This window comes from Nocardia xishanensis NBRC 101358, from assembly GCF_001613365.1.
GTDB classification, from domain to species: Bacteria; Actinomycetota; Actinomycetes; order Mycobacteriales; family Mycobacteriaceae; genus Nocardia; species Nocardia xishanensis.
The window spans coordinates 88,404-113,321 of record NZ_BDCF01000003.1; the positions used below are offsets into that span (position 1 = coordinate 88,404).

At 69.0% G+C, this 24,918-nt stretch carries 26 protein-coding genes; 11 read left to right on the plus strand and 15 right to left on the minus strand.

Annotated features, from left to right (window positions below; all coding sequences use genetic code 11):
- Positions 1–77 precede the first annotated feature (77 nt).
- On the plus strand, positions 78–746 hold the full coding sequence (locus NX1_RS37705; RefSeq protein WP_245668326.1) for a hypothetical protein: 669 nt from the start codon (positions 78–80) through the stop codon (positions 744–746).
- Here NX1_RS37705 and NX1_RS04885 read toward each other — a convergent pair.
- Entirely contained in the window at positions 692–1,444 is a 753-nt protein-coding gene (locus tag NX1_RS04885; RefSeq protein ID WP_068054429.1) for an LGFP repeat-containing protein, read from the minus strand. The genes NX1_RS37705 and NX1_RS04885 overlap by 55 nt on opposite strands.
- Positions 1,445–1,722: 278 nt before the next feature.
- Complete coding sequence (locus NX1_RS04890) at positions 1,723–2,724, minus strand: Acg family FMN-binding oxidoreductase (RefSeq protein WP_068054432.1); 1,002 nt, start codon at positions 2,722–2,724, stop codon at positions 1,723–1,725.
- Between the two features lie 287 nt (positions 2,725–3,011).
- Here NX1_RS04890 and NX1_RS04895 point away from each other — a divergent pair, with 287 nt between their 5' ends.
- Together NX1_RS04895 and NX1_RS04900 are read left to right on the plus strand one after the other, a co-directional pair.
- Positions 3,012–4,415, plus strand: a complete 1,404-nt coding sequence (locus NX1_RS04895; RefSeq protein ID WP_068054435.1) for an amidohydrolase family protein — start codon at positions 3,012–3,014, stop codon at positions 4,413–4,415.
- 10 nt (positions 4,416–4,425) lie between these two features.
- Positions 4,426–5,367: an antibiotic biosynthesis monooxygenase gene (locus tag NX1_RS04900; RefSeq protein WP_068054438.1), complete on the plus strand. Its 942-nt coding sequence runs from the start codon at positions 4,426–4,428 to the stop codon at positions 5,365–5,367.
- Between the two features lie 26 nt (positions 5,368–5,393).
- Here NX1_RS04900 and NX1_RS04905 read toward each other — a convergent pair whose 3' ends face one another.
- Together NX1_RS04905 and NX1_RS35995 are read right to left on the minus strand one after the other, a co-directional pair.
- Entirely contained in the window at positions 5,394–5,747 is a 354-nt protein-coding gene (locus NX1_RS04905) for a hypothetical protein (protein ID WP_068054440.1), read from the minus strand.
- Between the two features lie 90 nt (positions 5,748–5,837).
- Positions 5,838–5,984, minus strand: a complete 147-nt coding sequence (locus NX1_RS35995; protein WP_157119545.1) for a hypothetical protein — start codon at positions 5,982–5,984, stop codon at positions 5,838–5,840.
- 281 nt (positions 5,985–6,265) lie between these two features.
- On the opposite strand from NX1_RS35995, the gene NX1_RS04910 reads away from it, so the two are divergent.
- From NX1_RS04910 to gnd, 5 genes are all read left to right on the plus strand, one after another.
- Complete coding sequence (locus NX1_RS04910) at positions 6,266–6,547, plus strand: hypothetical protein (RefSeq protein ID WP_068054580.1); 282 nt, start codon at positions 6,266–6,268, stop codon at positions 6,545–6,547.
- Positions 6,548–6,689: 142 nt separating this feature from the next.
- A complete protein-coding gene (locus NX1_RS04915) occupies positions 6,690–7,106 on the plus strand; it encodes an organic hydroperoxide resistance protein (protein ID WP_068054443.1) in 417 nt (138 codons plus the stop codon).
- A 125-nt stretch (positions 7,107–7,231) separates the two neighbouring features.
- Complete coding sequence (locus tag NX1_RS04920; RefSeq protein WP_068054446.1) at positions 7,232–8,029, plus strand: SDR family NAD(P)-dependent oxidoreductase; 798 nt, start codon at positions 7,232–7,234, stop codon at positions 8,027–8,029.
- 10 nt (positions 8,030–8,039) lie between these two features.
- A complete protein-coding gene (locus NX1_RS04925) occupies positions 8,040–9,359 on the plus strand; it encodes an APC family permease (RefSeq protein ID WP_068054448.1) in 1,320 nt (439 codons plus the stop codon).
- Positions 9,360–9,524: 165 nt separating this feature from the next.
- Positions 9,525–10,970: an NADP-dependent phosphogluconate dehydrogenase gene (gene gnd / locus NX1_RS04930; protein WP_068054451.1), complete on the plus strand. Its 1,446-nt coding sequence runs from the start codon at positions 9,525–9,527 to the stop codon at positions 10,968–10,970.
- 10 nt (positions 10,971–10,980) lie between these two features.
- On the opposite strand, the gene NX1_RS04935 is transcribed toward gnd, so the two are convergent.
- Complete coding sequence (locus tag NX1_RS04935; protein ID WP_068054453.1) at positions 10,981–12,096, minus strand: serine hydrolase domain-containing protein; 1,116 nt, start codon at positions 12,094–12,096, stop codon at positions 10,981–10,983.
- Between the two features lie 174 nt (positions 12,097–12,270).
- Between NX1_RS04935 and NX1_RS04940 the strand changes: the two genes are divergently transcribed.
- Complete coding sequence (locus tag NX1_RS04940) at positions 12,271–12,771, plus strand: MarR family winged helix-turn-helix transcriptional regulator (protein ID WP_068054457.1); 501 nt, start codon at positions 12,271–12,273, stop codon at positions 12,769–12,771.
- A 26-nt stretch (positions 12,772–12,797) separates the two neighbouring features.
- On the opposite strand, the gene NX1_RS04945 is transcribed toward NX1_RS04940, so the two are convergent.
- Positions 12,798–14,357, minus strand: coding sequence for an MFS transporter (locus NX1_RS04945; protein WP_084501018.1), 1,560 nt, complete (start codon positions 14,355–14,357; stop codon positions 12,798–12,800).
- A gap of 87 nt (positions 14,358–14,444) precedes the next feature.
- Here NX1_RS04945 and NX1_RS04950 point away from each other — a divergent pair, with 87 nt between their 5' ends.
- The gene (locus NX1_RS04950) at positions 14,445–14,867 is read left to right on the plus strand and encodes a MarR family winged helix-turn-helix transcriptional regulator (protein ID WP_218024057.1); all 423 of its coding nucleotides are present in this window, start codon (positions 14,445–14,447) and stop codon (positions 14,865–14,867) included.
- A gap of 114 nt (positions 14,868–14,981) precedes the next feature.
- Here the strand turns inward: NX1_RS04950 and NX1_RS04955 are convergent, their stop codons facing one another.
- A complete protein-coding gene (locus tag NX1_RS04955) occupies positions 14,982–15,833 on the minus strand; it encodes an AraC family transcriptional regulator (RefSeq protein WP_068054460.1) in 852 nt (283 codons plus the stop codon).
- Positions 15,834–15,975: 142 nt separating this feature from the next.
- Here NX1_RS04955 and NX1_RS04960 point away from each other — a divergent pair, with 142 nt between their 5' ends.
- The gene (locus NX1_RS04960; protein WP_068054463.1) at positions 15,976–16,521 is read left to right on the plus strand and encodes a carboxymuconolactone decarboxylase family protein; all 546 of its coding nucleotides are present in this window, start codon (positions 15,976–15,978) and stop codon (positions 16,519–16,521) included.
- Between the two features lie 31 nt (positions 16,522–16,552).
- Here NX1_RS04960 and NX1_RS04965 read toward each other — a convergent pair whose 3' ends face one another.
- From NX1_RS04965 to NX1_RS05000, 8 genes are all read right to left on the minus strand, one after another.
- On the minus strand, positions 16,553–16,918 hold the full coding sequence (locus NX1_RS04965; protein WP_068054466.1) for a cupin domain-containing protein: 366 nt from the start codon (positions 16,916–16,918) through the stop codon (positions 16,553–16,555).
- Positions 16,919–17,202: 284 nt separating this feature from the next.
- Positions 17,203–17,640: an STAS domain-containing protein gene (locus NX1_RS04970; RefSeq protein ID WP_068054469.1), complete on the minus strand. Its 438-nt coding sequence runs from the start codon at positions 17,638–17,640 to the stop codon at positions 17,203–17,205.
- Between the two features lie 423 nt (positions 17,641–18,063).
- Positions 18,064–20,748, minus strand: a complete 2,685-nt coding sequence (locus NX1_RS04975) for a fumarate reductase/succinate dehydrogenase flavoprotein subunit (RefSeq protein ID WP_068054472.1) — start codon at positions 20,746–20,748, stop codon at positions 18,064–18,066.
- Positions 20,745–21,509, minus strand: a complete 765-nt coding sequence (locus NX1_RS04980) for an ABC transporter ATP-binding protein (RefSeq protein ID WP_068054475.1) — start codon at positions 21,507–21,509, stop codon at positions 20,745–20,747. The genes NX1_RS04975 and NX1_RS04980 overlap by 4 nt, the downstream gene beginning before the upstream one ends.
- Positions 21,506–22,345 carry an ABC transporter permease gene (locus NX1_RS04985; RefSeq protein WP_084501022.1) on the minus strand — a complete coding sequence of 280 codons (840 nt, stop codon included), beginning with the start codon at positions 22,343–22,345 and terminating at the stop codon, positions 21,506–21,508. Before NX1_RS04985 ends, NX1_RS04980 begins: the two co-directional genes overlap by 4 nt.
- Complete coding sequence (locus tag NX1_RS04990; protein ID WP_068054478.1) at positions 22,342–23,769, minus strand: ABC transporter substrate-binding protein; 1,428 nt, start codon at positions 23,767–23,769, stop codon at positions 22,342–22,344. The genes NX1_RS04985 and NX1_RS04990 overlap by 4 nt, the downstream gene beginning before the upstream one ends.
- A gap of 12 nt (positions 23,770–23,781) precedes the next feature.
- The gene (locus tag NX1_RS04995) at positions 23,782–24,009 is read right to left on the minus strand and encodes a 4Fe-4S dicluster domain-containing protein (protein ID WP_068054481.1); all 228 of its coding nucleotides are present in this window, start codon (positions 24,007–24,009) and stop codon (positions 23,782–23,784) included.
- Positions 24,010–24,765: a GntR family transcriptional regulator gene (locus NX1_RS05000; protein ID WP_068054484.1), complete on the minus strand. Its 756-nt coding sequence runs from the start codon at positions 24,763–24,765 to the stop codon at positions 24,010–24,012.
- Positions 24,766–24,918 lie beyond the last annotated feature (153 nt).

Here is a 24,918-nt window from a genome sequence, read left to right on the forward strand (position 1 = left end):
GCCCCAAGGATCGTCGGCAGCTCCTCGGTGACGACCGGTCGGCGCTCGAGTTCGCGAGCGTAGCGATTCATCAGCGCGTGCACGAACCCCTCGTTCAGGCCGTGCGTGATCATCGCCGCCGCGGCTGCTTCGGCCGGAACCTCCTGATACCGCAGGGATTTGCCGATCACGGCGCCGATGATCGTGACGAGCTGCTCCAGGCTGAGCGCCTCGGGGCCGGTGATCGAGAGCCGCCTTCCGTCGAGAGCGTCGTCGACCATGGCGTGCGCGATCGCGTCCGCGACATCCCGCTCGTGGATGACGGCTTCCGAGAAAGCCACGTACGGGCCGAACACCTTGTCTCCCAGCGAGATAACGCCGCGCCACATCGCGAGGGTGTTCATCGCGAACGAGCTGGGCCGCACGCTCACCCACGGCAGTCCGCAGGCGACCGCCGCTCGCTCCACTTCGGTATTGCGATCGCCGTCGAACCGGGACGGCTGAGGCGCCGGATCGTCGTCGACATTGATGGCCGACAGAACGACGACGCGCCGGACATCGTGGGCGACGGTCCGGCGGAGCCCAGAGCGGTTACCAACGGTCGGCCGATGATTCCGTGGCGCAGAACTTCGTCATCAAGCCCACTCGCGACGCGCAGTCGTGGCGGTTCCGGCTGGACGGAACCGCCACGAGCAACTGATGCGCGAGAACCTCAGGGCATCCAGGTGATCCGGCCGCCTTGGAAGTCCTGGGCCTTGCCGCCCTGATAGTCGTATTCGTCGCCGGTGGGGTAGCCGTAGCGGCCTTTCTCGGCGCCGGCGCGGATCCAGTCGTCGCGAATAGCGCCCCAGACGATGTGGGCGCCGGTGCGCGCGGACCAGAAGATGGCGCCGCCCGCGAAGAGGTTGTAGCGGCCGTCGTCCGCGGCGGCGGTGGCTTCGTCGGTGATCGGGAAGCCGAGCGCGCCGCCTTCCCAGCCGTAGGCGCCCCACTTGTCGCGGATGGCGCCGCCGATCTGGTGCGCGTCGGTGCCGAGGGACCAGTAGATGGATCCGCCTTGGAAGTGGTTGAAGCTGCCCGGCCTGCCCGGTGTGGCCATTTCCCCGGTGACGGGGTAGCCGAGGACGCCGTTCTCCCAGCCGAACGTGCCCCATTTGTCGCGGATCGAGCCGCCGATCTGGTTCGCGCCGGCCTCGGGGTGCCAGTAGACGGAGGCGTTGCGTTCGAAGGCCTGGAATCGTCCGCCGCGGCCCGCGTCGAGTTCTGGGGTCACGGGGTCGCCCAGGGCGGCGGGGCCGCCCACCCGGTCGTATTCGACCTCGATGGCTCCGCCGACGTCGAAGGCGCCGACGGGACGCGCGGCGGCGGCCCCGATGCCCGCGGCCAACGCGATCGCGAGCGCGCCGGTGGCGATGGTGCCACGGCGGGACGCGGACAGTCTGGTGATGCGACGTTGCCGAGCCAAGTGAACTCCTTGACAGGTGTGTACCGGAGGGCGGACCGGATCGCGAGGCGCCCGGTGTCGACGTGCGAGGTCAGCGTACTGGCGTCGGCGTGCGATGCCCTTCTCGACTCGCGCAACGACCTGGGCGAGAGCGCGGAAAACCCCGCGCGGACGTGGGTGCCGATGTCGTGGTCGGCACTCGGTCCATCGGCGCTCCGCGCGCGGTGGTTGGCGATCCTTGCGATTTCGCCCGCTCGGTCCGGTTCGCTGTGGAGCGATGCCGGACCGGACCGTCCCGACTATTGGGCGGCGATGGTCAGGATGTCCTCGATCGGCAGGCGGGGTGTCGGCGGCACTGGGTCGGGCTCGGGTGCGGTGCCCACCCGGATGACGACCTGTGGGCGCAGGTCGCCGGATATCAGCGTCGCGATCACGCGGCGGGCGGCGGGCAGTTCCGTGATGTGCGTGAGCGGGCAGGTCGACAGCCCCGCGCCGGTGCACTCCAGCAGCACCGCCGACAGGGCCTCGCCGGTGCGCAACCACTGGGCGGGCGTGTCGCCGGAGGAGCTCAGTGCCAGCAGCCGGGCTCGGTCCTCGTTCGCCCTCCTGCGGGTGGTTCCCGGCGGGATGGGGAAGTCGCGGCGAACCGGCACGCGCCCCGCTTCGGCCGCGGTGGCCATGGCGGTCGGGGGAATGCCCTCGGCGATGTCGAAATGTCCCGACCACCAGCGCAATTCGCTCTGGTACGGCTGGTCGTAGCGGCGCAGCGCCGCGGCCTGGTCGGAGGCGGTGGCGAGCCGGTCGCGCACCGACTCGGGTAGGGCGTCGAGCGTGATCTCACACGCGCGCGCCACTTCCGTCACGCCGGGCAGGAGGGCGTCCCACCCGTCCGGCGCGTCCATCGGGAGCCGGTCGGAGTACCTGCGCCCGATGATGCGGGCCTGATTGCGGATGCGCTCGGGCGGATCGGGCCAAGGCCGGAAGGCGAGTGCGGCGAGATAGCGCGGCCGCGCCGGATCGGGTAGCCGGACGACCTCGGTATGCCAGCCATTCGCGGCGAAGGCGGTTCTGGTGTGGTGCAACAGCGCGCCGCAGCTGATCACCTGCTGGCGTCCGTCCGGATCGGCCATCGGAAGCGACCGGTCGGGGTCGCTGTACAGGTGCAGCCGCCTGCCGTCGAAGATCAGACGCCATGGCTGAGAGTTGTGCAGGGAGGGAGCGCGGCGGGCGACCTGCAGCGCGGCGGCGACGGCCGAGGCGTCGGGAACTGCAGATCCGGCACTAGCGTTTTCTGCGGTCATGCCTATCGAGTATGGCACTAGGTCGGCAGGCTGTGGCGTAGCTCTGGCTCGAGAGCGCTGGTGGCGCAGGTCATCGGGTGGAACACCGGGCCGCGGTTCGTCCTTCCAGCGAGCGGCTGGACTCCGATCAGCCCTTTCCCGCCCCCGGTACCTCCGCTGTCACCGCGAATGCTCATGGTTTGCTGATGGCGCAAAAGGGAGCTGAACGCGATCGCTGAAGCCCAGGTAGAGTCACATTTTTGCGGGAATTGCCGATATAGCGCCGCGCGCTGTGTTGTGCTCGTCGCGTGAGCCAAGTCCACTTGGGGCACATCTTTCACGTCACTGGACAACCAACCGTCCAGGAGGCGTCGAACGCGCTGGTTTCGATACCGGACGGCGCTCTGATCGTCGACGGCGAAGGGCGGATCGCCTACTGCGGCACCAGGGACGAGATCCCGGACGAATTCCGCGGGTTGCCCCCGATGGACCACCGCCCCGGCTTCCTGCTTCCCGGCTTCGTCGATACCCACATCCACTTCCCGCAGACCTTCGCGGGCGACGCCTACGGTGGCGGCCAGCTGCTCGAATGGCTCACGCGGTGCATCTACCCGTCCGAAGCGCAGCTGGCCGACCCGGTGTACGCGCAGCGGGCGGCCGTCGAGTTCTGCGCCCGGCGCCTCGCCGCGGGCACCACCGCCGCGATGGTCTTCGGCTCGGCCTTCCCGCACGCCCAGGACGCGTTGTTCGCCGAGACGCGCCGACGCGGCCTGCGCATGGTCAGCGGCCGTGGCATCCAGACCACGGGCGAGTCGTCGGTCGCGCCGCTGATCACTTCCGAGGAGAAGGCGATCCGGCTGACCGAATCGGAGATCGACACCTGGCACGCCGTCGACACCGGCCGCGTCGACACGGCCCTGCTGCACGTGGCGGTGGTACCGCGCTTCGCGCTGGCGGTGACCCGCACAACGCTGCGCAACCTCGGCGAGCTGTACGACTCAGTGCGCGATCGGGGTGTCTATTTCCACAGCCACCTGAACGAGAACAACCGCCCCGGCACCGGCGAGGTCGACAGCACCAAACAGGTGTACGAGGTGGAATCGTATTTGGACACCTACGACGGGAAGTTCATGCCGGGCTCGCAGGTGGGCGGCAAGAGCCTGCTCGGCAGGCGCAGCATCCTCGCGCACGGCGTGCATTGTCAGGAAGCGGAATTGCGGCGCTTGGCAGAGACCGGCAGTTCGATCGCGCATTGCCCGGTGTCGCAACAATTCCTCGGTTCGGGCACGATGCCGTGGAAGCGGACGATCGCCGCGGGCGTCACGGTGGCGGCGGGCACCGACTACGGCGGTGGCGACGAATGGTCGATCCCGCGGGTGCTCTCGGCGGCGTTCAAGGTGCACATCTCCGAGCCGGGCGAGGACGGGGTCTCGATGCACCCGGCGGAGATGCTGTTCACCGGAACGCTGGCCGGTGCGCGCGCCCTCGACATGGAGAGCCGGTTCGGCAACTTGGACGCGGGCAAAGAGGCCGACTTCCTCGTCGTCGATCCCGTGGGGACGCCGTCGCTGGAAGCCACTCTGGCGCAAGGGGTCCGATCGGACGACCCGGTCCTCGCACGCGATCAGACACTGTTCGCGCTGCTGATGGGCATGGACGAATCGACGATCGCGCAGGTCTACGTCCGAGGTCGTCGCGTCGACGACCGCTAGCGGCCCGCCGATGAACGCCACGGCAGTCACCGTCTTCCATCGTCCAGCGGACCCCGCGGCCTTCAGCGCTTGGTTGGATCGGATGACCGAAATCGCTTCGACCGCAGAGGGATTCATCGAGAGCTGCCGCGCGGTGAGCGACGACCCCGCGCTGGAACCCGGGTTCAGCACCACGTTCGGCACCGAGCGGCAGGTGAACGACTTCCTGGACTCGCCCGCCCGGCGCCGTGCGATCGCCGAGGGGGAGAAGCTCGGCTTTCATCGGAAGAGTTCGGATCTGGTCGTCGATGGAGGGTTGCCGCCGCCCGGCGTCGGCGTGTTCCAGCACAGCGTCGCCGCCGGTAAGGCGGCGGAATTCGTTGCGGCGGAGGCGAAACTGGTCACCTTGAGCGCCTCGTTTCCCGGGTTCGAGGGCGTCGCGCTGTTCCCGTGCGGCGACACCGGCCGGTGGTTCACGGTCCTGCGGTTCCGCACGTCCCAGCATCTGGCGGACTGGATGCGCTCCGAGGAGCGGGCAGCGGCGCTGCCCGCGCTGCGCGCCGAGCTGACCGAGGACTTCTCGGTCGTCGCGCACACCACGCCGTTCGGGTCGACGCTGCGCACGGTCGACGGTCAGACCCGGGTGACGCCCACCTGGAAGGTCGCGATGCTGGTGCTGCTCGTGCTGTATCCGACGGTGATGACGCTGTCCCGGTTCCTCGGCCCGGTGCTGGACGAGAACGGCGCGCCGCCCTGGCTGGCGATGTGGCTCAGCCAGATCGTGAGCGTCGCGTTGATGAGCTGGGTACTCTCGCCCGCCGTTGCCGCCTGCTTCCGGTGGTGGGTCGACCCGATCGACGGCGCGCGATGGCGCGTGAGCGCGCTGGGAGCGGCGATCGTCGTGGCACTCTACGGCCTGACGCTGCTGCTGTTCGCATCCGTGAAGTGGCTGCACTACTGGGATTACAACTGATCGGCGGCCGCGAGCGTCCCGGTCGATCAGCGGGCCATCGCGGTACCGCCGATCGACACGTACACGAGCATCACCGTGAAGAGGAACCAGCCCGCGCCCTGCCAAATCGGCCAGACGCGGCCGCGCCGCCAGCGCAGATAGGTGATGACGAACGCGCCGATGCCGCCCGCCAGCAGGACGAGGGCGGGTACGAGGACCACCGCGATACCGGAGGCGGCGTCGCACAGCAGCGGACCGGACAGACAGGCGTCACGACCGGCGGCCCAGATCGTCGCCACCAGCGCGACGAGCGCCGCGGTGCCGAGAACCGCGAGGTCATAGCGGACGGCCTGGCGAAATCCCTCCGGATCGGACCAGCGCTTCTCGACGTCGTTCGCCATCCGGCTCACCTCCGATCGCGGTCACGGGCGTCGAGAACGCCCGTGACCGGAGTTCCCGGACCGGTTGCCCCCAAACTCGCGGTCGACCGCTCAGTGCGCGGCGGTCAGATCCGGTGGGTCGGCGCGGCGGTGACGCATTTCGAACCAGTAGGTGGCGGTCACCGTGCCGTAAGCGGCAACGACGACGGAGGCGGTGACAGCGAGCGTGCACAAGAGCATCAACAGTAGAAAAGCCATGTACCCTCCCCGGAATCGGTGTCAGGTCGGCGTCGAAACAGGGACGGCGCCGCGTCGCGCCCGGTCCCATTCAGTCCCCCTGCACCCCTCGAATCCTAGGACCGCCGGCTTTTCATGGCACGGGTGTGGCGGTGTGAGTCGAGTCATAACGAATTGGGTGTGTCTGGCCCATCACATGATCTTGCTTTGGTTGAATTGGCGCGATCTACGTTTTCGAAGTAACGCGCTCTCGTGAAAACGCATCCCCAGCATCACTCCAGCATCCGCGAAGGAGCATGACAGTGAGCACGATCCTCTGCGCGCTACACGACACGGTCCTCGCGCAGTACAGCAATCCGACACCGGAAGCGCCGCCGTTGGCGGACAAGCTCATGCAGATGGGCCGGTACTTCACTTGGCTCGTCCAGCTGTCCGGGATCACCGCAATTACCTACGGCGGTGGCCGTTTCGCCTGGGAGAAGTGGAACGGCGGCGGATTGCAGTCGCCGAAGATGATCGCGAGCGCGATGGCAGGAGGCGCCGTCGCCACGAGCGCGGGGACGATCATGAACGCGGTGATCTAGCCGCTCTGTGGGCCGCGCATCGCGAACGGAACCGACTCCGCCCGCGATGTGCGGCCCGTTTCACATCTCATATTAGTTGCGCACAACTTAGTTGCTCACTACCGTTCATGGGGCACGGAACGCTCTTCGAGAAAGGCACCCCATGAACACCCTCTACACCGCACAGGCCACCGCGACCGGCGCCGGACGCGGCGGGCATGTCCGCTCCTCCGACGAGGTGCTCGACCTGGAACTGAGCATCCCGAAGGAGCTCGGCGGCGCGGGCGGTGCGGGCACCAACCCCGAACAGCTGTTCGCCGCGGGATACGCCGCCTGCTTCCACAGCGCGCTCCAGCTGGTCGCCCGCCGCGAGAAGGTGAAGATCGCGGACTCCGCGGTGACCGGCGCGGTCGGCATCGGTCCGAACGGGGAAGGTTTCGGGCTGGCCGTCACCCTCACCGTCGACCTGCCCGGTATCGACCCCGCCCTGGCCCGCTCCCTGGTCGAGGCGGCGCACCAGGTCTGCCCGTACTCGAACGCCACCCGCGGAAACATCGACGTCGACCTCGTGCTGGCCTGATGCGCTGGTTCGCGTAACCCGAATCGGCTGCCCGTCCGCGCTCGCACGGCCACGGAATCCGTTCCGTGCGGTGGCGGATCGGGCATTGCCGGATACAACGCGCCGGGCGTGGGTAGGCGTGCGGTATGACACGGACACGTCCACTCGCCCTGGTGACCGGAGCTTCCAGCGGCATCGGGCTGGAACTCGCGAAACAGTTCGTCGACCACGGTTACGACGTGGTGATGGCCGCCGAGGACATGGCCATCGAGACCGCCGCCGAGCAGGTGCGCCACCCCGGGGTGGAAGTCCGCGCGGTGCAGGTGGATCTGCGGACGGCGGACGGGGTGGAGCGGCTCTACTCGGCGGCGACCGAGGACGAACGCCCGCTCGACGCCGTCGCGTTCAACGCGGGCGTCGGCCGCGGCGGTGACTTCGTGGAGACCGATCTCGACGACGAATTCGACATCATCGCCCTCAACGTGCGCTCGACGGTGCACCTGGCCAAACTCGTGCTCGGCGACATGGTGCGGCGCGACACCGGCAAACTGCTGTTCACGTCGTCGATCGCCGCGACGATGCCCGGGGCGAGGCAGGCGGTGTACAACGCGTCGAAATCGTTCGTGCAGTCGTTCGCCGAGGCGCTGCGCGAGGAGGTGCGCGGCACCGGCGTCACGGTGACCGCGCTGATGCCTGGACCGACCGACACCGACTTCTTCCGCAGGGCCAAGATGCTGGAGACGGTGATCGGCAAAGGGCCCAAGGACGATCCCGCCGACGTGGCGCGCCAAGGCGTCGACGCGTTGCTGCGCGGCGACCAGAAGGTGGCGGCCGCGTCGCTGGGCACCAAGCTGCTGACGACGATCAACCACGTCCTTCCCGATTCGGTGAAAGCGGCCGCCAACCGCGTCGCCGCGGCCGCCCCGGTGCCGCACCGGCACTGAACCGCCGGACATGGCCGTCTCGTTGAACAGGGTCGTCCGCACGCCCCTGCTGTATTTCTTCATCCTCGGCGACGTGCTGGGCGCCGGGGTCTACGTGCTCGTCGGCGAGATCGCCCGCGTGTCGGGCGGCGCGATCTGGCTGCCGTTGCTCACCGCCCTCGTCCTGGCCTGCCTCACCGCGGGCTCCTACGCCGAGCTCGCCACGAAGTACCCCAAGGCGGGCGGCTCGGCGCACTACGTCACCCGAGCGATCGGCCCCGCGGCGGGCACCTTCGTCGGGTTCTGCATGCTCGCCGCGGGCGTGGTCTCGGTCGGGGCGTTGGCCAAGGGCTTCGCTTCGGACTACCTCGCGGCACTGGTCACGCTGCCGACCGTCGCGGTGGTGGTGGTATTCCTGCTCGTGCTGGCCGCGCTGAACATGCGCGGCATCAAAGAGTCGTTGGGCGCGAACGTGATTGCCACGGCGATCGAGCTGAGCGGCCTGCTGCTGGTCATCGGTCTCGGCGGCTGGGTGCTGGCGCGCGGCGGCGGCGACCCTGCCAGGCTCACGCGGATCGGGACGGCCGAGCAGGGTGCGATCGGTGCGGTGCTCGGGGGCGCGGTGCTCGCGTATTACTCGTTCGTCGGCTTCGAGACGTCGGTGAACCTCGCCGAGGAGGTGCGCGACCCGCGCCGGACCTACCCGCGGGCGTTGTTCGGTGCACTGCTCACCGCGGGCGCGGTATATGTGCTGATCGGTCTGGTCGCGGGTGCGGTCGTGCCCACCCATGTGCTGGCCGATTCGAGCGGGCCGCTGCTCGAGGTGGTCCGGGTGAGCGGCGGGGTGCCGGAGCGTCTGTTCGCGGTGATCGCCTTGGTGGCCGTCGCCAACGGCGCGCTGCTCACCGGCATCATGGCGTCCCGGCTGGCCTACGGCATGGGACGGGACGGTCTGTTGCCCGTTGTGCTGGCCGAGGTCTTGCCGGTCCGCCGCACGCCGTGGGTCGCGATCCTGGCCACGACCACCGCGTCGTTGGCGCTCGCCCTGACCGGGGAGGTGGCATCGCTCGCGGCGACACTGGTGTTGTTGCTGCTGGTCGTCTTCACCGCGGTCAATGTCGCGGTGCTGATCTTGCGTCGGGAGCCCGGCGAAGCGGATCACTTCCGGGTGCCGGTCGCGGTGCCGTGGCTGGGTCTCGCCTCGTGCCTGTTCCTGTTCACTCGCATCGATGCGCAAGTGTGGCTGCGCGGGGCGATTCTGCTCGGGCTCGGTGTGGTCCTCGGGATCGTCAACGCGGTGCGGACGCGCTCGGCCGCCGGACCGGAAACGGCGGCGCCGACGCGGGTGTGAGCACACGGCCCGCCGCGCTGGCCCGCGACCCGTCTCGGTGCGGCCGACCGGCCATCCAGTAGCTTTGGCAGCAGGGTGGCCGCGTCGCTCGCACGAGCCGACGATGCCGCCGCGGAACCAGTTTTCGCACACCCACCGGACCTGACGAACGAAGAGAGCTGATCGATGCCGACCTCTACCGCGCGTGCACAAATCGGTGTTACCGGCCTGGCTGTCATGGGCAGCAACATCGCCCGCAACTTCGCCAGGCACGGGTACACCGTCGCGCTGCACAACCGTTCCGTCGCCAAGACCGACGCGCTGATCGCCGAGCACGGCGGCGACGGCGATTTCATCCGCACCGAGACCGTCGAGGAGTTCGTCGCGGCGCTGGAGAAGCCGCGCCGGGTGCTGATCATGGTCAAGGCGGGCGACGCGACCGACGCGGTCATCGAGGAACTCGCCGCCGCGATGGAGCCGGGCGACATCATCATCGACGGCGGCAACGCTCTCTACACCGACACGATTCGCCGCGAGGCCGCCATGCGCGAACGCGGACTGAACTTCGTCGGGGCAGGCATCTCGGGCGGTGAGGAGGGCGCGCTCAACGGTCCCGCGATCATGCCGGGCGGACCGAAGGAGTCCTACGAATCGCTCGGTCCGCTGCTGGAGTCGATCGCGGCGCAGGTCGACGGCACCCCGTGCTGCACCCACATCGGACCCGACGGTTCCGGGCACTTCGTCAAGATGGTGCACAACGGCATCGAGTACGCCGACATGCAGCTGATCGGCGAGGCGTACCACCTGTTCCGCGACGCGCTCGGTCTGGACGCCAAGCAGATCGCGGACGTGTTCACCCAGTGGAACTCCGGCGATCTGGAGAGCTACCTGGTCGAGATCACCGCCGAGGTGCTCGCGCAGGTCGACGCGAAGACCGGCCGCCCGCTGGTCGACGTGATCGTCGACGCCGCCGAGCAGAAGGGCACCGGCCGCTGGACCGTCAAGTCCGCGCTCGATCTCGGCGTCCCGGTGACCGGCATCGCCGAGGCGGTCTTCGCGCGGGCGCTGTCCGGTTCCCGCGCGCAGCGCAAGGCCGCGGTCGGCCTCGCCTCTGGCACGCTGGCCGAAAAGCCCACGGACATCGAACAATTCACCGAGGACATCCGCCAGGCGCTGTACGCGTCCAAGGTCGTCGCGTACGCGCAGGGCTTCGACCAGATCGCCGCGGGCAGCACCGAGTACAACTGGGATCTGCGCCCGGGCGACCTGGCGACCATCTGGCGCGGCGGCTGCATCATCCGGGCCCGGTTCCTGAACCGGATCAAGGAGGCCTACGACCAGGATCCCGCGCTGCCGAGCCTGATCCTCGCGCCGTACTTCCGCGAAGCGATCGAAATGGCCATCGACAGCTGGCGGCGCGTGGTGTCGACCGCGACCCTGCTCGGCATCCCGGTCCCGGCCTTCGCGTCCTCGCTGTCGTACTACGACGCGCTGCGCGCCGAGCGGCTGCCCGCCGCGCTCACCCAGGGACAGCGCGACTTCTTCGGCGCGCACACCTACGAGCGCATCGACGCCGAGGGCAAGTTTCACACGCTGTGGAGCGGCGACCGCAGCGAGGTCGCCGCGGGCTGAGCGGCGCGCGTTACGCCGTGACCCCGTCGTAAGCGGCCGCGACGATGTCGAACGACCGGTCGTCGGTGAGCGATCGGTCGTCGTCGAGCATCCGGTTCATGACGTAGGACACCGTCATTCGCGTGTCCATGTCGACCCAGACGAGCGAGCCACCCCAGCCGCCCCAGAAACACGTACGGGCGTTGGGGGATTCGCCGCCGCCGAGACCGTACCCGAGGCCGTAACGCATCCGTGCGCCCAGCACGGTATCCATGCCGCGGAACTGCTCGTGGACGGCGCGTTCGCAGCCTTCTCGCGACAGCAACCGCACGCCGCGCCAGGCGCCGCCGTTCGCCATGACCGACTGGACGGCGGTCACCGAGCGGGCGTTGCCGAATCCGCCGACGGCCGGAATCTCGGCGCGCCGCCAGGCAGCGGTGTTGGCCGCGGCGGCGGGCACCGATGGATTGCCGGGGCCGCGCGGCGCGGAATCGTTGCCCCCCGGGCTCGCGGGCGGCGTGATGACCGGTGCCACGCGGTGGTCGTGCTCCGCGGGCAACCCGATGTGGAAGTCGGCTTCCAGCGGTCCGGCGATCTCCTCGGCGAAGAAGACGCCCAGACTGCGACCGGTGATCCGCCGGACGATCTCGCCCACCAGATAACCCTGGGTGAGCCCGTGGTAGCCGGCCGCGGTCCCTGGCGACCAGCGGAGAGTTTGCGCCGCAAGCCGTGCCGTGGCGGTCGGCCAATCGTAGAGATCTTCCAACGTCATCGGCTCGTCCCAGGTCGGCAGGCCCGCGGTATGCGAGAGCACATGTCGCACCAGCACGCCTTCCTTGCCCGCGGCGCCGAATTCGGGCCAGTACTCGGCCACCGGCGCCGCCGGATCGAGCTCGCCGCGGTCCGCGAGGACCAGCGCGCACAGCGCTGTCATGGTTTTGGTCGTCGACCAGACGTTGGTGATGGTGTCGCGCTGCCACCGCGCGGTGCGCGACTCGTCGGTATATCCGCCCCAGATGTCGACAACGAGCTCGTCACCCACCGACACCGCCACCGAGGCGCCCACGTCGTCGCGATCCAACGATGCCGCCAAAGTATCTGCCACCGTGCCGAATTCGCTGGCGCAGCGCCCGTGGATCTCAGCCATATGGGGCAAGCTAATCCGGGACGTCCGCTCGAGCCACCGATTTTCGCGTGCGGCGGCCGAGACGGCTCGAATGCTTCGGCGACGGAACGCAGATCCGGGGGATCCGGTCGGGCGGCCGCCGTGCCGGGAAACATGACGGTTCACGAAGCACCCGCACTCTCGTACAGTGCAGATATGCCCGAAGAAGCGCATCCAGGCGCGGTCGAGGCCGCCGCCGCGGGCACCGATGACGTGCTCTCGCTCGCGGCCCAGCTGTGCTTTGCCCTGTACTCGACCTCACGCTCGATGACCGCGGCCTACCGGCCGTATCTCGACGCCATGCGGGTGACCTACCCGCAGTACCTCACGCTGCTCGCGCTCTGGGAGAACCCGGGGATGACGATGAAGCAGCTCGCCGATCGGCTACGGCTCGACTACGGCACCGTCTCCCCGCTGGTGCAGCGGCTCCAGACCCGCGGCCTGGTCGAGAGCGTACGCAGCACGCACGACCGCCGGGCCGTGCAGCTGCACGCCACCGAGGCGGGCCGCGCGCTGGAACAGCAGGCCAGGCAGATGATCGCCGCGGTGCTGGCGGAGGTCGGCTATTCCATCGAGACGGTGACGGAGTTGCGCGACCAGGTCAACGCCCTCGGCGCCAGGCTCGACGCCATCGTCGCCGAACGCGCCGCGCGCTGACCTGTCGCTCGGATCGCTGAGTCCGCCTACGCGTCCGCGTCTTGGAACTCGCGCCGCGGGATGCGGATGCCGGATGTTTCCCGCGCGGGTCGCAGGGCGATGGCCAGTACGGCCGCTCCGGAGAGTGCGATGAGCATGGTCCAGATCGCGCCGACGTGCATGGCGTGCACGAACGCGTCGTCGGCGGCGCGCGCCAGGTCGGGCAGCCCGACGGCGTCGGCGACGTGCCGAGCCTGTTCCGCGGAGACGCGCGCTCGGTCCCGCACATCAGGCGGAAGACCGGGCAGCGCCGATTCGATGCCGCGGCTGTACACGATGGACATGATCGTCCCGCCCACCGCGATACCGAGCACGCTGCCGGTCTGACGCACGGTGTTGGTGACGGCCGATCCGGCGCCGGCCTGTTCCATCGGCAGGGTGGCCATGAGGGCCGCGGTCACCGAGCCGATGACCAGACCGATGGCAGAGCCCTGGATGAGGACGAGGATCTCGTACCAGACCATCGAAGTGCCCAGGCCGAAGAAGCCGAAGGTGCCCATGGCCAGTCCCGCGACGGTCAGCGCGGTCACGGTGACGGGACGCAGCCCCCAGCGGCGGACCAAGCGGATGCCGAGCGGGCCGCCGACGATCGCGCCGAATGCGCCAGGGGCGCTGGCCAGTCCCGCTTGCAATGCCGAGAAGCCGCGTGCGCCTTGGAGATAGAAAGCGCCGTAGAAACCGACGGCGGTCATGGCGAACAACAGCAAGCCGATGGCGGCGTTACCGCCACCGAAGGTGCGCTGCGCGAGCAGTCGTGGGTTGAAACTGGGCTGGGCGCTGCGCAATTCGACGATCACGAAGGCGGCCAGCAGCAAAATTCCTGCGGTGACCGGCAGCCAGACATCCAGGCGCCCCCAGGTGGCGACCTGGCCAGCGCGAATGAGGCCGTAGGCCAAGAGCGCGAGTCCAGTGATGGACAGCGCCAATCCAGGAAGATCCAGTGGACGCCGGGTGGGACTGCGGAAGTTCGGGATGAGCGTCACGATCCCGATCAACCCGAGCGCAACCGCCGGGAGGTTGACGAGAAACACCGAGCCCCACCAGAAGTGGTCGAGCAGCACACCCGCGATCAAAGGTCCCGCCGCGATACCCACACCGGCCGACGCCGAGGTGATTCCGATGGCGGTCGCCCGCGCGGGGCCGGTGAAGGTCCAGGTGAGGATGGCCATCGTCGCGGGCATGATGAGCGCGCTGCCGACCCCCATGGCGGCGCGGGCGGCAATGAGCTGCCCGGCATCGGCGGAGTAGGCGGCCCACGTGGACGAGGCGGCGAAGACGGTCATCCCGGTGGCGAGCACGGCTCGGTGGCCGAAGCGATCGCCGAGGGCGCCTGCGGTGAACATCAGCGCGGCGAAGACCAATGTGTACGAGCCGGTCGTCCATTGCAGTTGCGCGGGACTGGCATTCAGTCCGTGGACCGGATCGGAGAGAGTTTCGAGAGCGGTGCTGAGGATCGTGTTGTCCATCCAGATGAGCAACGAGGACAGCAGGAGTACGGCGAGGATCAACCGCTGCCTGACGTTCGGCAGTGTCGCGGGCGTGGTCATGGAAACCTTCGATACGATTGGTAGGAACCTGACGTTGTCGAGAGTGCATGATCGTCAGGAACCTGTCAATCTTGGAAAGGGCTGCGCGTGGATGCCGAAGGCGGATCGCTGACCTTCTTCGTTCGCAAGGTCTGGCTGAATATGCGGGCGGCGATCGGCGAGGAGCTCAAGGAGTTCGGGCTGTCGACCTCGCAGTACGCCACGCTGATGATGACCGCCGCGCAGCCGGGAATGTCGGTGGCCGATATCGCGCGCGAGGTGGCGAGTACCCGGCAGGCCGCGAACGAGATGATCGGCGGACTGGAGAAAGAGGGCCTGATCGAACGCCGCCCGCATCCGACCGATCGTCGTACGCACCAGATCCAGGTGACCGAGGCGGGAATGCGGCGATACGCGGCGGCGCGGGTGGCCGTCGCGCGGCGCGAGGCGGAGCTGGAAGCCGACCTTACCCCTGTGCAGCGCAAGGCGATTCGCGAGTGGATGTCAGGTATCGCCGACGCCTGTCACTGACGAGATCGTGCCATCGCGGGAGTCGCCGGCCCGGCCGAGTAGGACCGCATCTCGCGAACGTGTCCGCGGGTCTCGGTCCTGGGACGTTTGGCCGGGCTCCTGCCTACGGCTGACTCAGCGGGTGGCCGCCAACCATGCGCGCGGTGAGCATCCCACTCTTTGCGTGAACGCCCGCGAGAACGCCGGAGGGGTGGCGTACCCGAGTTCCGCGGCCGTCCGGGCGACCGATGCGCCGGCGCGAAGCCGGTCCTGGGCGACTGTGATCCTCCATCCGGTCAGGTACTCGGCGGGGGGCTGCCCCACCATCTCTTTGAACCGGGCGGCGAAGGAACTACGGGACATGCGCGCTTCGCGTGCCATCGTGGCGAGCGTCCATGGCCGCCCGGGCGACTCGTGGACGGCCACGAGTACACGGGCGAGACGTTCATCGCAGAGCCCTGTCAGCAGCCCGGTGGGCAGCGCGAGCTCGTCGGCGTGGTCGAGAATCCAGCGGAAAAGCTGGATGAGGACAACTTCGAAGAGCCTATCCGCCAGCAGCTTTCGGCCGCACCGCACATTGTCGATCTCGGCGAACAGCAGATCGAGCGCTGGTTCGAGGGTGCCGACGGCGTCCAGCGGGAGCACGATCACGGGAGGGAGCGTGCGGACCAGGGGATGGGTCGGGCCGCCGTCGAAGTCCAGTGTCGCGCAGGCGAAGTCGGAATCCTCGGTGGGCGCGTTGTGGAAGGCGTGGTCCAGCGGGCGTGGGTAGAACAGCAGGCTGGGCTTATCGATCCGCTGCTTTTCCAGCCGGCCGCCGACGCCTCGATGCGTCACTTCCATCTCACCGTTTCGGAGCACGTGCAGGAAGCCTCGGCCCAGTTGCCCGTCGAATGTCGTTACCCCGCACAGGGGTCCCGCATGGAACAGACGGGTTCGCACCCGGAAGCGTTCGAGTAGGGGCGAAAGCTGGTCGAGGGAAGTCACAGGCCAAGGATGGCAGACGATCTGGTAGGAAATCGAGATGATTTGCGTCAATCAGTCCAAGTGATCCCGGCAGTCTGAGAGTGCGTCGCCCGGCGAGACACCGCCGGGAGCGTCGTCCGAATCACGACCCAAGGAGCACTCCATGTCTCTCGTCCCCCTTGTCGAGCGCGAGTCCGCGACCGGAACCGTCAAGGACCAGCTCGATCGGATCCACGCCGCGTTCGGCACCGTGCCCGCGATGTTCCGAGCCGTCGCGAACTCGCCCGCCGCGCTGACGAGCATGTGGGCGTCGTTCGGCGCCTTCGGCGGCGGTGCGCTGGGGCCCGCGATCGGCGAGCAGATCGCCGTGGCCGTCGCCAACCGAAACTCCTGCGAGTACTGCCTGGCCGCGCACACCGCTCTCGGACGCAAGGCCGGGGTGAGCCGTGCGGCGCTGGAGGCCGCGCAGACGGGGCAGTCCGACGACCCTCGGACCGCTGCACTCCTGGGCTTCGCGCTGAAGCTGGTCGAGGAGCGTGGCCAGGTCACGGCGGAGGACGTGCAGGCTCTGCGTGACCACGGCTGGAGCGACGAGCACATCGTCGAGGCCATCGGGCAGGTCGCGCTCAACCTGTTCACCAACTACGTCAACGTCGCCCTCGGAGTCCCGGTCGACTTCCCCACGGTCGGTCTGCGGCGGGCCGGCTGACTCAGGAGTCACAACCAGCCGGCCGCCCCGATCACGGGCGCTTCGCGTAGTCGGCGAAGCCCTGCCAGTCGAGCATCACGCAGGGTTCGTCTCCCACGGTCCACGCGTCGTGGCCGGGTGGGATGATCATGAAGTCGCCGGGCCCGTATTCCTGTTGCTCGCCGTCGTCCATGGCTACCACCATCCGACCCGAAATGCAGTAGCCGACGTGGGCGGCCTGACAGCTGTCGGTCCGAGCTATCGGCTTGACATGCTCCGACCACCGCCAGCCGGGTTCGAAAACCGCCCTGCCCACCGGTCCTCGCTCCAGGTTGACGACATCGACTCTGCCTTTGTCCTGCTCGAAAGGCCGGGTCTCTTCGGGTGATTCGAAATTCTGGCGCACCAGACCGGACATGGCGGTTCTCCTTCGATATCCGTCCCCCGATGGTGAGTTGGGTCGCGGCCCGGCGCGATGGACCGCTCCTGTGGTGCTCGGCAAATCGCAGTTGACGAATAGCACCCGCGGCCGGCGGCAAACATCGCGCGCACGTGCCGACAGCTGCGCACCGCACCGGCCGCCGGCGCGACCGGACGTGCGCTTCTGGCTCGCGAGCCCCGGTCACAAGGGCCGGGGCTCGCGGGCTTCGGTTCGGGAGAGAAGTGGTACCGCTCCTGTTCGGGCGGCCGGCAGGGCCCTCCTCAGTCGGTGGCGGCGATTGTCTCGTCGGGCCGGTCGGGGCGCCTGAGCCGGGCCGTATGTGTGGGATTCTCGCCGCATAGGCGGCTCAGGCCGGTGAGGGTGAGCAGCCGGTGGACCGGCGGGGATGGCTTGCGCAGGGTGAGAGTGGTGCCGCGTTCTCGTGCCGCGGTGCGGAGGAGGCCGAGCGTTCCGATCGCCGCCGCGCTGAAGAAACTCACGTCGGCCAGGTCGATCTCGATGTGGTCGACGGTGGGATCGGTGACCGCTGTGCTGACTGCGTCGTAGAACTGTCCACCGGTGGCATAGTCGATTTCGCCGCGGCAGACGACTTCGCACCGGTCACCGGATCGGCGGGTCACCACCGAGAGATACGAGCCCGGAGTGACGAAGTCGTCCGCGAGATCGGCGCTCGGAGAAATTTCGTGCTGGTCGTTCATGAGGTGCCACCTCATCGATCGAGAGCGGACACTCGCGCGCATTTCTTTGACGAGGGTGTTGGGGGTTAGTTCATCAGATCGCAGGTCCGCGGTGGTGTCTAGTACCGGAAACGAACGGTGGCCGGCCAGAATGCGAACCGCAGCCGCCTCGTCGAATGCGTCTGACAGCGAATTTCGCACGACCCGGTCGTGGCTGCCGTCGTGCCGGGCGGTGGCAGCCACGGCGACGCGGAGCGCGGAATTGTTCGCTCCTCCGTACGGATGGTTACCCGGTGCTGCGGCGGAACGGACGCGGCCGGAGCCCGCGCCCGCCCTTCGGCTCCGCGCTGGGCGTCGCCGGGAACAGGTGCGGAGCAGACCGGACCGCGTTCGCCGCGCGCAGGCGAGGCGATGCGCCCCCCGGCCAATGGGTACAGTGCGCGATCACGCGTCGACCGCCCGCCGGGCGTAGGCGCGCACGTCGGCGTCGCTGTCGTCGATAGCGCGCTTCAGCGCCCCGCGTGCCGATTCGTCCGCGCGCCAAGTGCTCAGCGAGAGCACCGCCGCCTTGCGGACGTCCAGATGCGGGTCGAGCAACGCCTCGGCGAGCACGGGGATCGCCGGCTCCGGCGCCGCGCCCGCCAGGCCGCGGGCCGCGCCGACGCGCACCTGCCAGGCCGAATCACGCAGCGCCCCTGACAGATTCGCGGCGTCGTCCGGACCTGCGCCGAGCGCGGCGAACGCGGTGAGCGCCGCCGCGCGGACCAACGGGTCGCGGTCGGCGGACAGGATGCGCACCACCTCGACTCCGCCCGCGCCGATGGCGGCCAGACCGTTGGCGACCGCGATCCGCACCTCCCGGTTCGGATCGCCCGCCAAGGCGGCGACCCCGGCGCGATCGTCGAGCGAGACCAGCGCGCGCACCGCCTCGATGCGCACCCGGTGATCCGGGTCGGCCAGCGCCGCGCCGAACTGCGCCGCACTGCCCGCGCGCAGGGCCCGCAGCAGATCGATGACGGTGGCGCGGACCAGCGGGTCGGCGGAGTCGAGGTGCTCGGGCAGCCCGGTCGCGTCTGGCAGCACTTCCACCAGTTCTCGCAGGCTTTCGGCGGCCACCCGCCGGACCGAGGCGGCGGCGTCGCCCAAGGCGTTCGCCAGCGCGGCGGCGAATCCGTCCGGCGTGTGCTCGGTGAGCACCGAGATCGCCGCGGCCCGCACGCCGGCGTCGGCATCGGCGAGGTAGCTCGAAAGGTCCTGTACCGTAGGCGAATCCAGGGCGAGCAGGGTGACGAGTCGCGGAGACGGGGGAGCGACGGGCGTCGCGGCCTCGGTGACGACCACCGTATCGTCCCGCTGCGGCGGTCGGCCGGTCCGCAGCGGCGGCTGTTCGACCGCCACGATGGCGGGATCGGTCGACGGCAAGTCGTCCAGTCCGGGCACCGGCACCAGATACGGCGCGACGGGACGCTTGAGGAACTCCATCTCCCCGTCGGCGTCCTTGCGCAGGTTCAGGTGATAGCGCCAGGCGTTGTCGTCGCGCTCGGGCAGGTCGGCGCGCTCGTGATACAGGCCCCACCGGGATTCGGTGCGGGTCAGCGAGCTGCGCGCCGCCATCTCGGCGCAATCGCGGATGAAGGAGACCTCCACCGCGCGCATCAGCTCGTGCGGCGTACGCGCGCCGATGCCTTCGACCTCCGTGCGCATCCGCTCGAACGTCTCCACCGCGATGGACAGCTTGGTGGCCGTCTTCGGCGGCGCCACGTAGTCGTTCACGAAGCGGCGCAGCTTGTATTCGACCTGCGGCTGCGGCGGCCCGTCCGGTTGGCGCAGCGGCCGATAGACGAGTTCGTGTGCGGCGGCCAGCTGGTCCTCGGGAAGGTCTTGCGGCGCAGCGAGATCAGGGAGGGTGGAGGCGGCGTGCGCCCCCGCGAGATCGCCGTAGACGAACGCGCCGATCATGTAGTTGTGCGGCACGCAGGCCAGATCACCCGCGGCGTAGAGCCCGGGCACGGTGGTGCGCGCGTGCTCGTCCACCCACACCCCTGACGCGGAATGCCCACTGCACAAACCGATCTCGGAGATGTGCATCTCGATGTCGTGAGTGCGGTAGTCGTGGCCGCGATTGGCGTGGAAGGTGCCACGGGTCGGACGTTCGGTGGTGTGCAGGATGCCTTCGAGCGTGGACAGCGTCTCGTCGGGCAGGTGCGACACCTTCAAATAGATCGGGCCCCGCGCGGATTCGATCTCGCGTTTTACCTCGGCCATCATCTGGCCAGACCAGTAGTCGGAGTCGACGAACCGCTCACCTTCGGCGTTGACCTGGTAGCCGCCGAAGGGGTTGGCGACATAGGCGCAGGCGGGGCCGTTGTAATCCTTGATGAGCGGGTTGATCTGGAAGCACTCGATGCCGGAGAGTTCCGCGCCCGCGTGGTAGGCCATCGCGTAGCCGTCGCCCGCGTTGGTCGGGTTCTCGTAGGTGCCGTACAGGTAGCCGCTGGCGGGTAGCCCGAGACGGCCGCACGGTCCGGTGGCCAGGATCACCGCTTTCGCGCCGACGGCCACGAATTCGCCGGTGCGCGTGTGCAATGCTGCGGCGCCGACCGCGCGACCGTTCTCCGTCAGCACGCGAACGGGCATGAGCCGGTTCTCGATCCGGATCCTCTCCCGCATGGAGCGCTGGCGCAGCACGCGATACAGCGCCTTCTTGACGTCCTTGCCCTCCGGCATCGGCAGCACGTACGAGCCGGAGCGGTGCACCCGGCGCACCGCGTACTCGCCGTACTCGTCCTTCTCGAACTTCACGCCGTAGCGCTCCAGCCGCTGCACCATCGCGAAGCCGCGCGTCGCGGTCTGGTAGACGGTGCGCTGGTCGACGATTCCGTCGTTGGCCCTGGTGATTTCGGCGACGTAGTCCTCCGGCGTCGCCTTGCCTGGGATGACCGCGTTGTTGACGCCGTCCATACCCATGGCAAGCGCGCCGGAGTGGCGCACGTGGGCCTTCTCCAGCAGCAGCACGTTCGCGCCGTGTTCGGCGGCGGTCAGCGCGGCCATGGTGCCCGCGGTGCCGCCGCCGACCACCAGGACGTCGCAGTCCAGCCGGATCCGATCGGACAGCTCCGGAATGTTCACAGTTTCTCCAGGATCTCGTCCCGCACCGTCTGCCGGTCCACCGGCTGTCGCGGCGCGGGCACCTCGACGACGGCGCGCAACGCGGCGGAACGCTCGTCGTGCCTGCCGAGCACGGCGATGCGGTCGCCGAGCAGCAGTGCCTCGTCGAGGTCGTGGGTGACGAAGACGATGGTGGTGGGATGGGCGCGCCAGGTGTCGATCAGCAACCGCTGCATGGTGGCCCTGGTCTGGGTGTCGAGCGCGCCGAACGGCTCGTCCATCAGCACGGCTCGCGGCGCTCCTGCGAGGCTGCGCGCCAATTGAACTCGCTGCCGCATCCCGCCGGACAGGTCGCGCGGCAGATAGTCGGCGTAGCCGGTGAGACCGACCTCGGCGACCCACCGTCGCGCGACGGACTTGCGTTCGGCGCGCGGCGTGCCGCGCAGGTGCAGCGCCAGTTCGATGTTCTGGCGCGCGGTGCGCCACGGCAGCAGCGCGTCGTCCTGGAACACCAGCGCGCGATCGGCCGACGGTCCGGTGACCGTGGCGCCGTCGGCGCGCACCACCCCGGCGTCGGGACTGCGCAGGCCCGCGATGGCGCGCAGCAGGGTGGACTTGCCGCAACCGGATTTGCCGACCACGACGAGGATTTCGCCCGCGGCGATGTCCAGGTCGAGACCGTCGACGACGGTGCGAGCGCCGTAAGCGATCCGCACGCCGTCCAGCGTCAGCCGCATGCCCGAAGTGACGGGCGCGGGGGGCGCCGTTGTGGTGGTCGTCATTCCGCAACCTCCCTCGGCAGCCAGCGGGTGATCCGGCGACCGGCCAGCTCGACCAGGCCGGAGGTGGCGAAGCCGAGCACGCCGATGGTGATCATGCCGACGAAGACCGCCGGATAGTCGACGATGGTGTAGGCCTGCCAGGTGCGGTAGCCGACGCCGAGCCGCCCGGAGATCATCTCCGCGGAGATGAGGCAGATCCAGGCCACGCCCATGCCGACCGACAGCCCGCTGAACACGCCGGGCAATATGCCGGGAAACACCACGCGCACCAGCACATCTCGCCGCGACGCGCCGAGCGTGCGCACCGCGTCCTCCCAGATGGTCGGCAGTGCGCGCACCGCGTGCCTGGTGCTCACCAGGACCGGGAACAGCGACGCCGTGAAGGTGATGAAGACGATGCCGGATTCGTCGCTGGGGAACAGCAGGATCGCGACCGGCACCAGCGCGATGGCGGGAATCGGACGGACCAGCTCGGTGAGCGGTCCGAAGACGTCGGCCAGCGACCGGGAGCGGCCGAGCCCGATACCGGCGAGCACGCCGACCACCGCCGCCAGGCCGAAGCCGGTGACGATGCGGATCAGCGACTGGGCGATGTCCAGGTAGTACTGATCCTTGCCCAAGTGCTCGCCGAACTCCGCCACGATCTCGGTCACCGTGGGCAGCGAGTCGAAGCGCAGCCCGGCTCGCACGTCGTTGACGGTGAGCAGCTGCCAGAGCCCGACGGCCGCCAGCACCGAGGCGATCCGGACGGCCCTCGACCGCCACTCGGAAATGGTTCGGCTCTTTGCGGTCTCGGCTACGGTGACCGCTTCGCCCGCGACCGCCACGGCGCTCATCCGCGTACTTCCGTGACCGCTTGGTCGTAGGAGACCGGCGTGGCGGCGGGGTGGTTCTGCCGGTAGCGCTGCGCGGCGGCCTGCGTGGTGAACGGCAGGTACTTCGCGCCGTCGCGCAGCCACACCGCCTTGTCGGCGAACCAGCGGGTGCCGAGCTCGGCGTCGGGCACGTAGACCGCGCGGATCACCTTGCCCTGAGCCTTGGCGGCCTGCACCGCGCGCAGCAGGCAGGTGGGGTCGGCGGCGGGCTGCGGACGGTCGGCGCCGTCGACCCACAGCTCGCCGGCCAGCGCCGGATCGCTCACCGCGGTGCCGCAGACCGGGTCGGCGCCCGTGATCGCGCTCGGGTTGGCGGTGGCGGCCAGCGCCCGGTCGTAATCGCCCTGACCCGTTTCGGCGAAGGCCTTGCGGATCGCCGCGTCGTCGACGAATCCGTCCACGTTCAGGTCCGCGAAGTCGCCGATCGACTTCAGGTAGGGCACATCGCCTTTCAGCGCCGAGATCAGGCTCGGCTTGAGCGTGGTGTCGAACCGGGTGCCGCCGGGGCCGTTGTACAGGTACACCACTTCCTGCGGCAGGCCGGAACCGTCAGCGACGATCTTGGCGGCCTCGAACGGGCGCTCGTTGATGAACTTCGTCGCGTCGAGTTGCGCGGCGAGGAAGGCTTGCAGCACCTCGGGATGGTCGGCGGCGTAGGAGCGGCGCGCGACGACGCCGTGAAAGGTGGGCACGTCGAGCTCGGCGCCGTCGTAGAGCAGCTTGGCCTTGTTCTGGAAGACGAGCAGGCCGGGCCATGCGACGAACTGCGACAGCGCGCCCACCTGGTGCGACTCCAGCGCGGTCGCGCCGACCTGCGGCTGCTGGTTGAGCACCTCGACGCCCTTGGCCGGGTCGATGCCCGCCCGCGACAGCGCCTGCACCAGGGTGCCGTGGCCCGCGGAGCCGACGCTGGCCGAGATTTTCTGGCCGGCCAGGTCGGTGATCCCGCTCGCGGTCGAATCATTCGGCACCACAACCATGTTGAGCGCGCCTTTGGGGTTGTATCCGGTGACCGAGACGAGCGCGGTCCTGGCCCGCTCGTTGGCCTGCGTGCGAGAACCGTTGATCAGCAACGGGTAATCGCCCATCGAGCCGATATCGATCTTCTCGGCCACCATCTGCGCGGTGATCGGTGCGCCGGTGTCGTAGTCCTGCCACTCCACCTGGTACTTGGCTCCGCCGTTGTCGGTGATCTGGCGTAACCGCTGCTCCAGATAGCCCTGCGCGCGCAGCAGCGTGCCCGCGGTGACGGTGTTGATGGTCTTGGACTGGTAGCCGACGACGACCTTGACCGTGCCGGCCGGGGCTTCGTCGGAGCTTTCGAGCGAGCAGCCCGCGGCGGCCAGTGCGACGGCGAGCAGGAAGGGAACGAGACGTGCTTTCATGAGACTTCCAGATCAGCGGAGCAGATAGGGCATGTTGACGGTGACCGCGCCGGTGGGGCAGCGGGCCGCGCACGGTCCGCAGTACCAGCACTCGTCCACGTGCATGTAGGCCTTCCCGTTGTCGGGATTGATGGCCAAGGAGTCGAGCGGGCAGATCTCCACGCACAGCGTGCAGCCCTGGATGCACAGCGATTCGTCGATCGTGACCGGGATGTCGGCGCGCTGATTCGCGAGTGCCATCTACAGGACCTTCCATTCGGGTGCGCCGCGGGACAGGCTGCCGCGCATGGTGATTCGGTCGCCGCGCATGCGGATGTACTCGAGGTCGACCGGTCTGCCGTCGTCGAGACGGGTCAGTCGTTCCAGCATCAGCAGCGGGGCGCCATCGGGTGTGTCGAGGGTGGATGCGGTGTGCGGGTCGGCGGCGATCGCCTCCAGCGCCAGATCGGCGCGCCCGAGGGAGCGGCCGCTGATCTTCTCCAGCAACACGAAGATGTCGGTGTTCTCGAGGTCGTTGGCGAGCACCTCGGCGCCGATGTCGGGGACCAGATAGGTCAGGTCGAGGCTCAGCGGCAAGTCCGCCAGATAGCGCAGCCGCTCCAAATAGACGACTCGCTGCCCGGGTTCGAGGCCGAGCCTGCGAGCCACCGCGGGAGGCGCGGTGATGTGCTGCGCGGTGCGCACCTCGTTGCGCACGGTGCCGTGGCCCTTGAGGGTCTCCTGGAGGCCGAGCAGCGCGTCGAGGCCGTGGTCGTACTTGCGGGTCGCCACCCGGGTGCCGACCTTGGGGGCGCGGTCGATCAGGCCTTCGTCCTTGAGCAGGGCCAGTGCCTCGCGCACGGTGTTGCGCGAGGCGGAATGCTCGGTGGCCAGCTGCTGTTCGGTCGGCAGCACCTCGTCGAACGCGCCGGCGTGGATCTGGTGGCGCAGCACGTCGGCGACCCGGCGCGCCTGATCGGCGCGCAGCTGCCGCACGGGGGCCGGTTCCGCACCCATCTGTTCCGCCTCTCTTTCGCTGACCTGCACGGACAGCGACGATAGACGGGGAATGGGCGCGCGAATTCCAGCTCGCGCGCCGTGCGAATCAGGGGATGTTTCTTCGCCAGTGGTGACCGGCGCTGACCTGGGGAAACAGGGTGGCTAACGGCT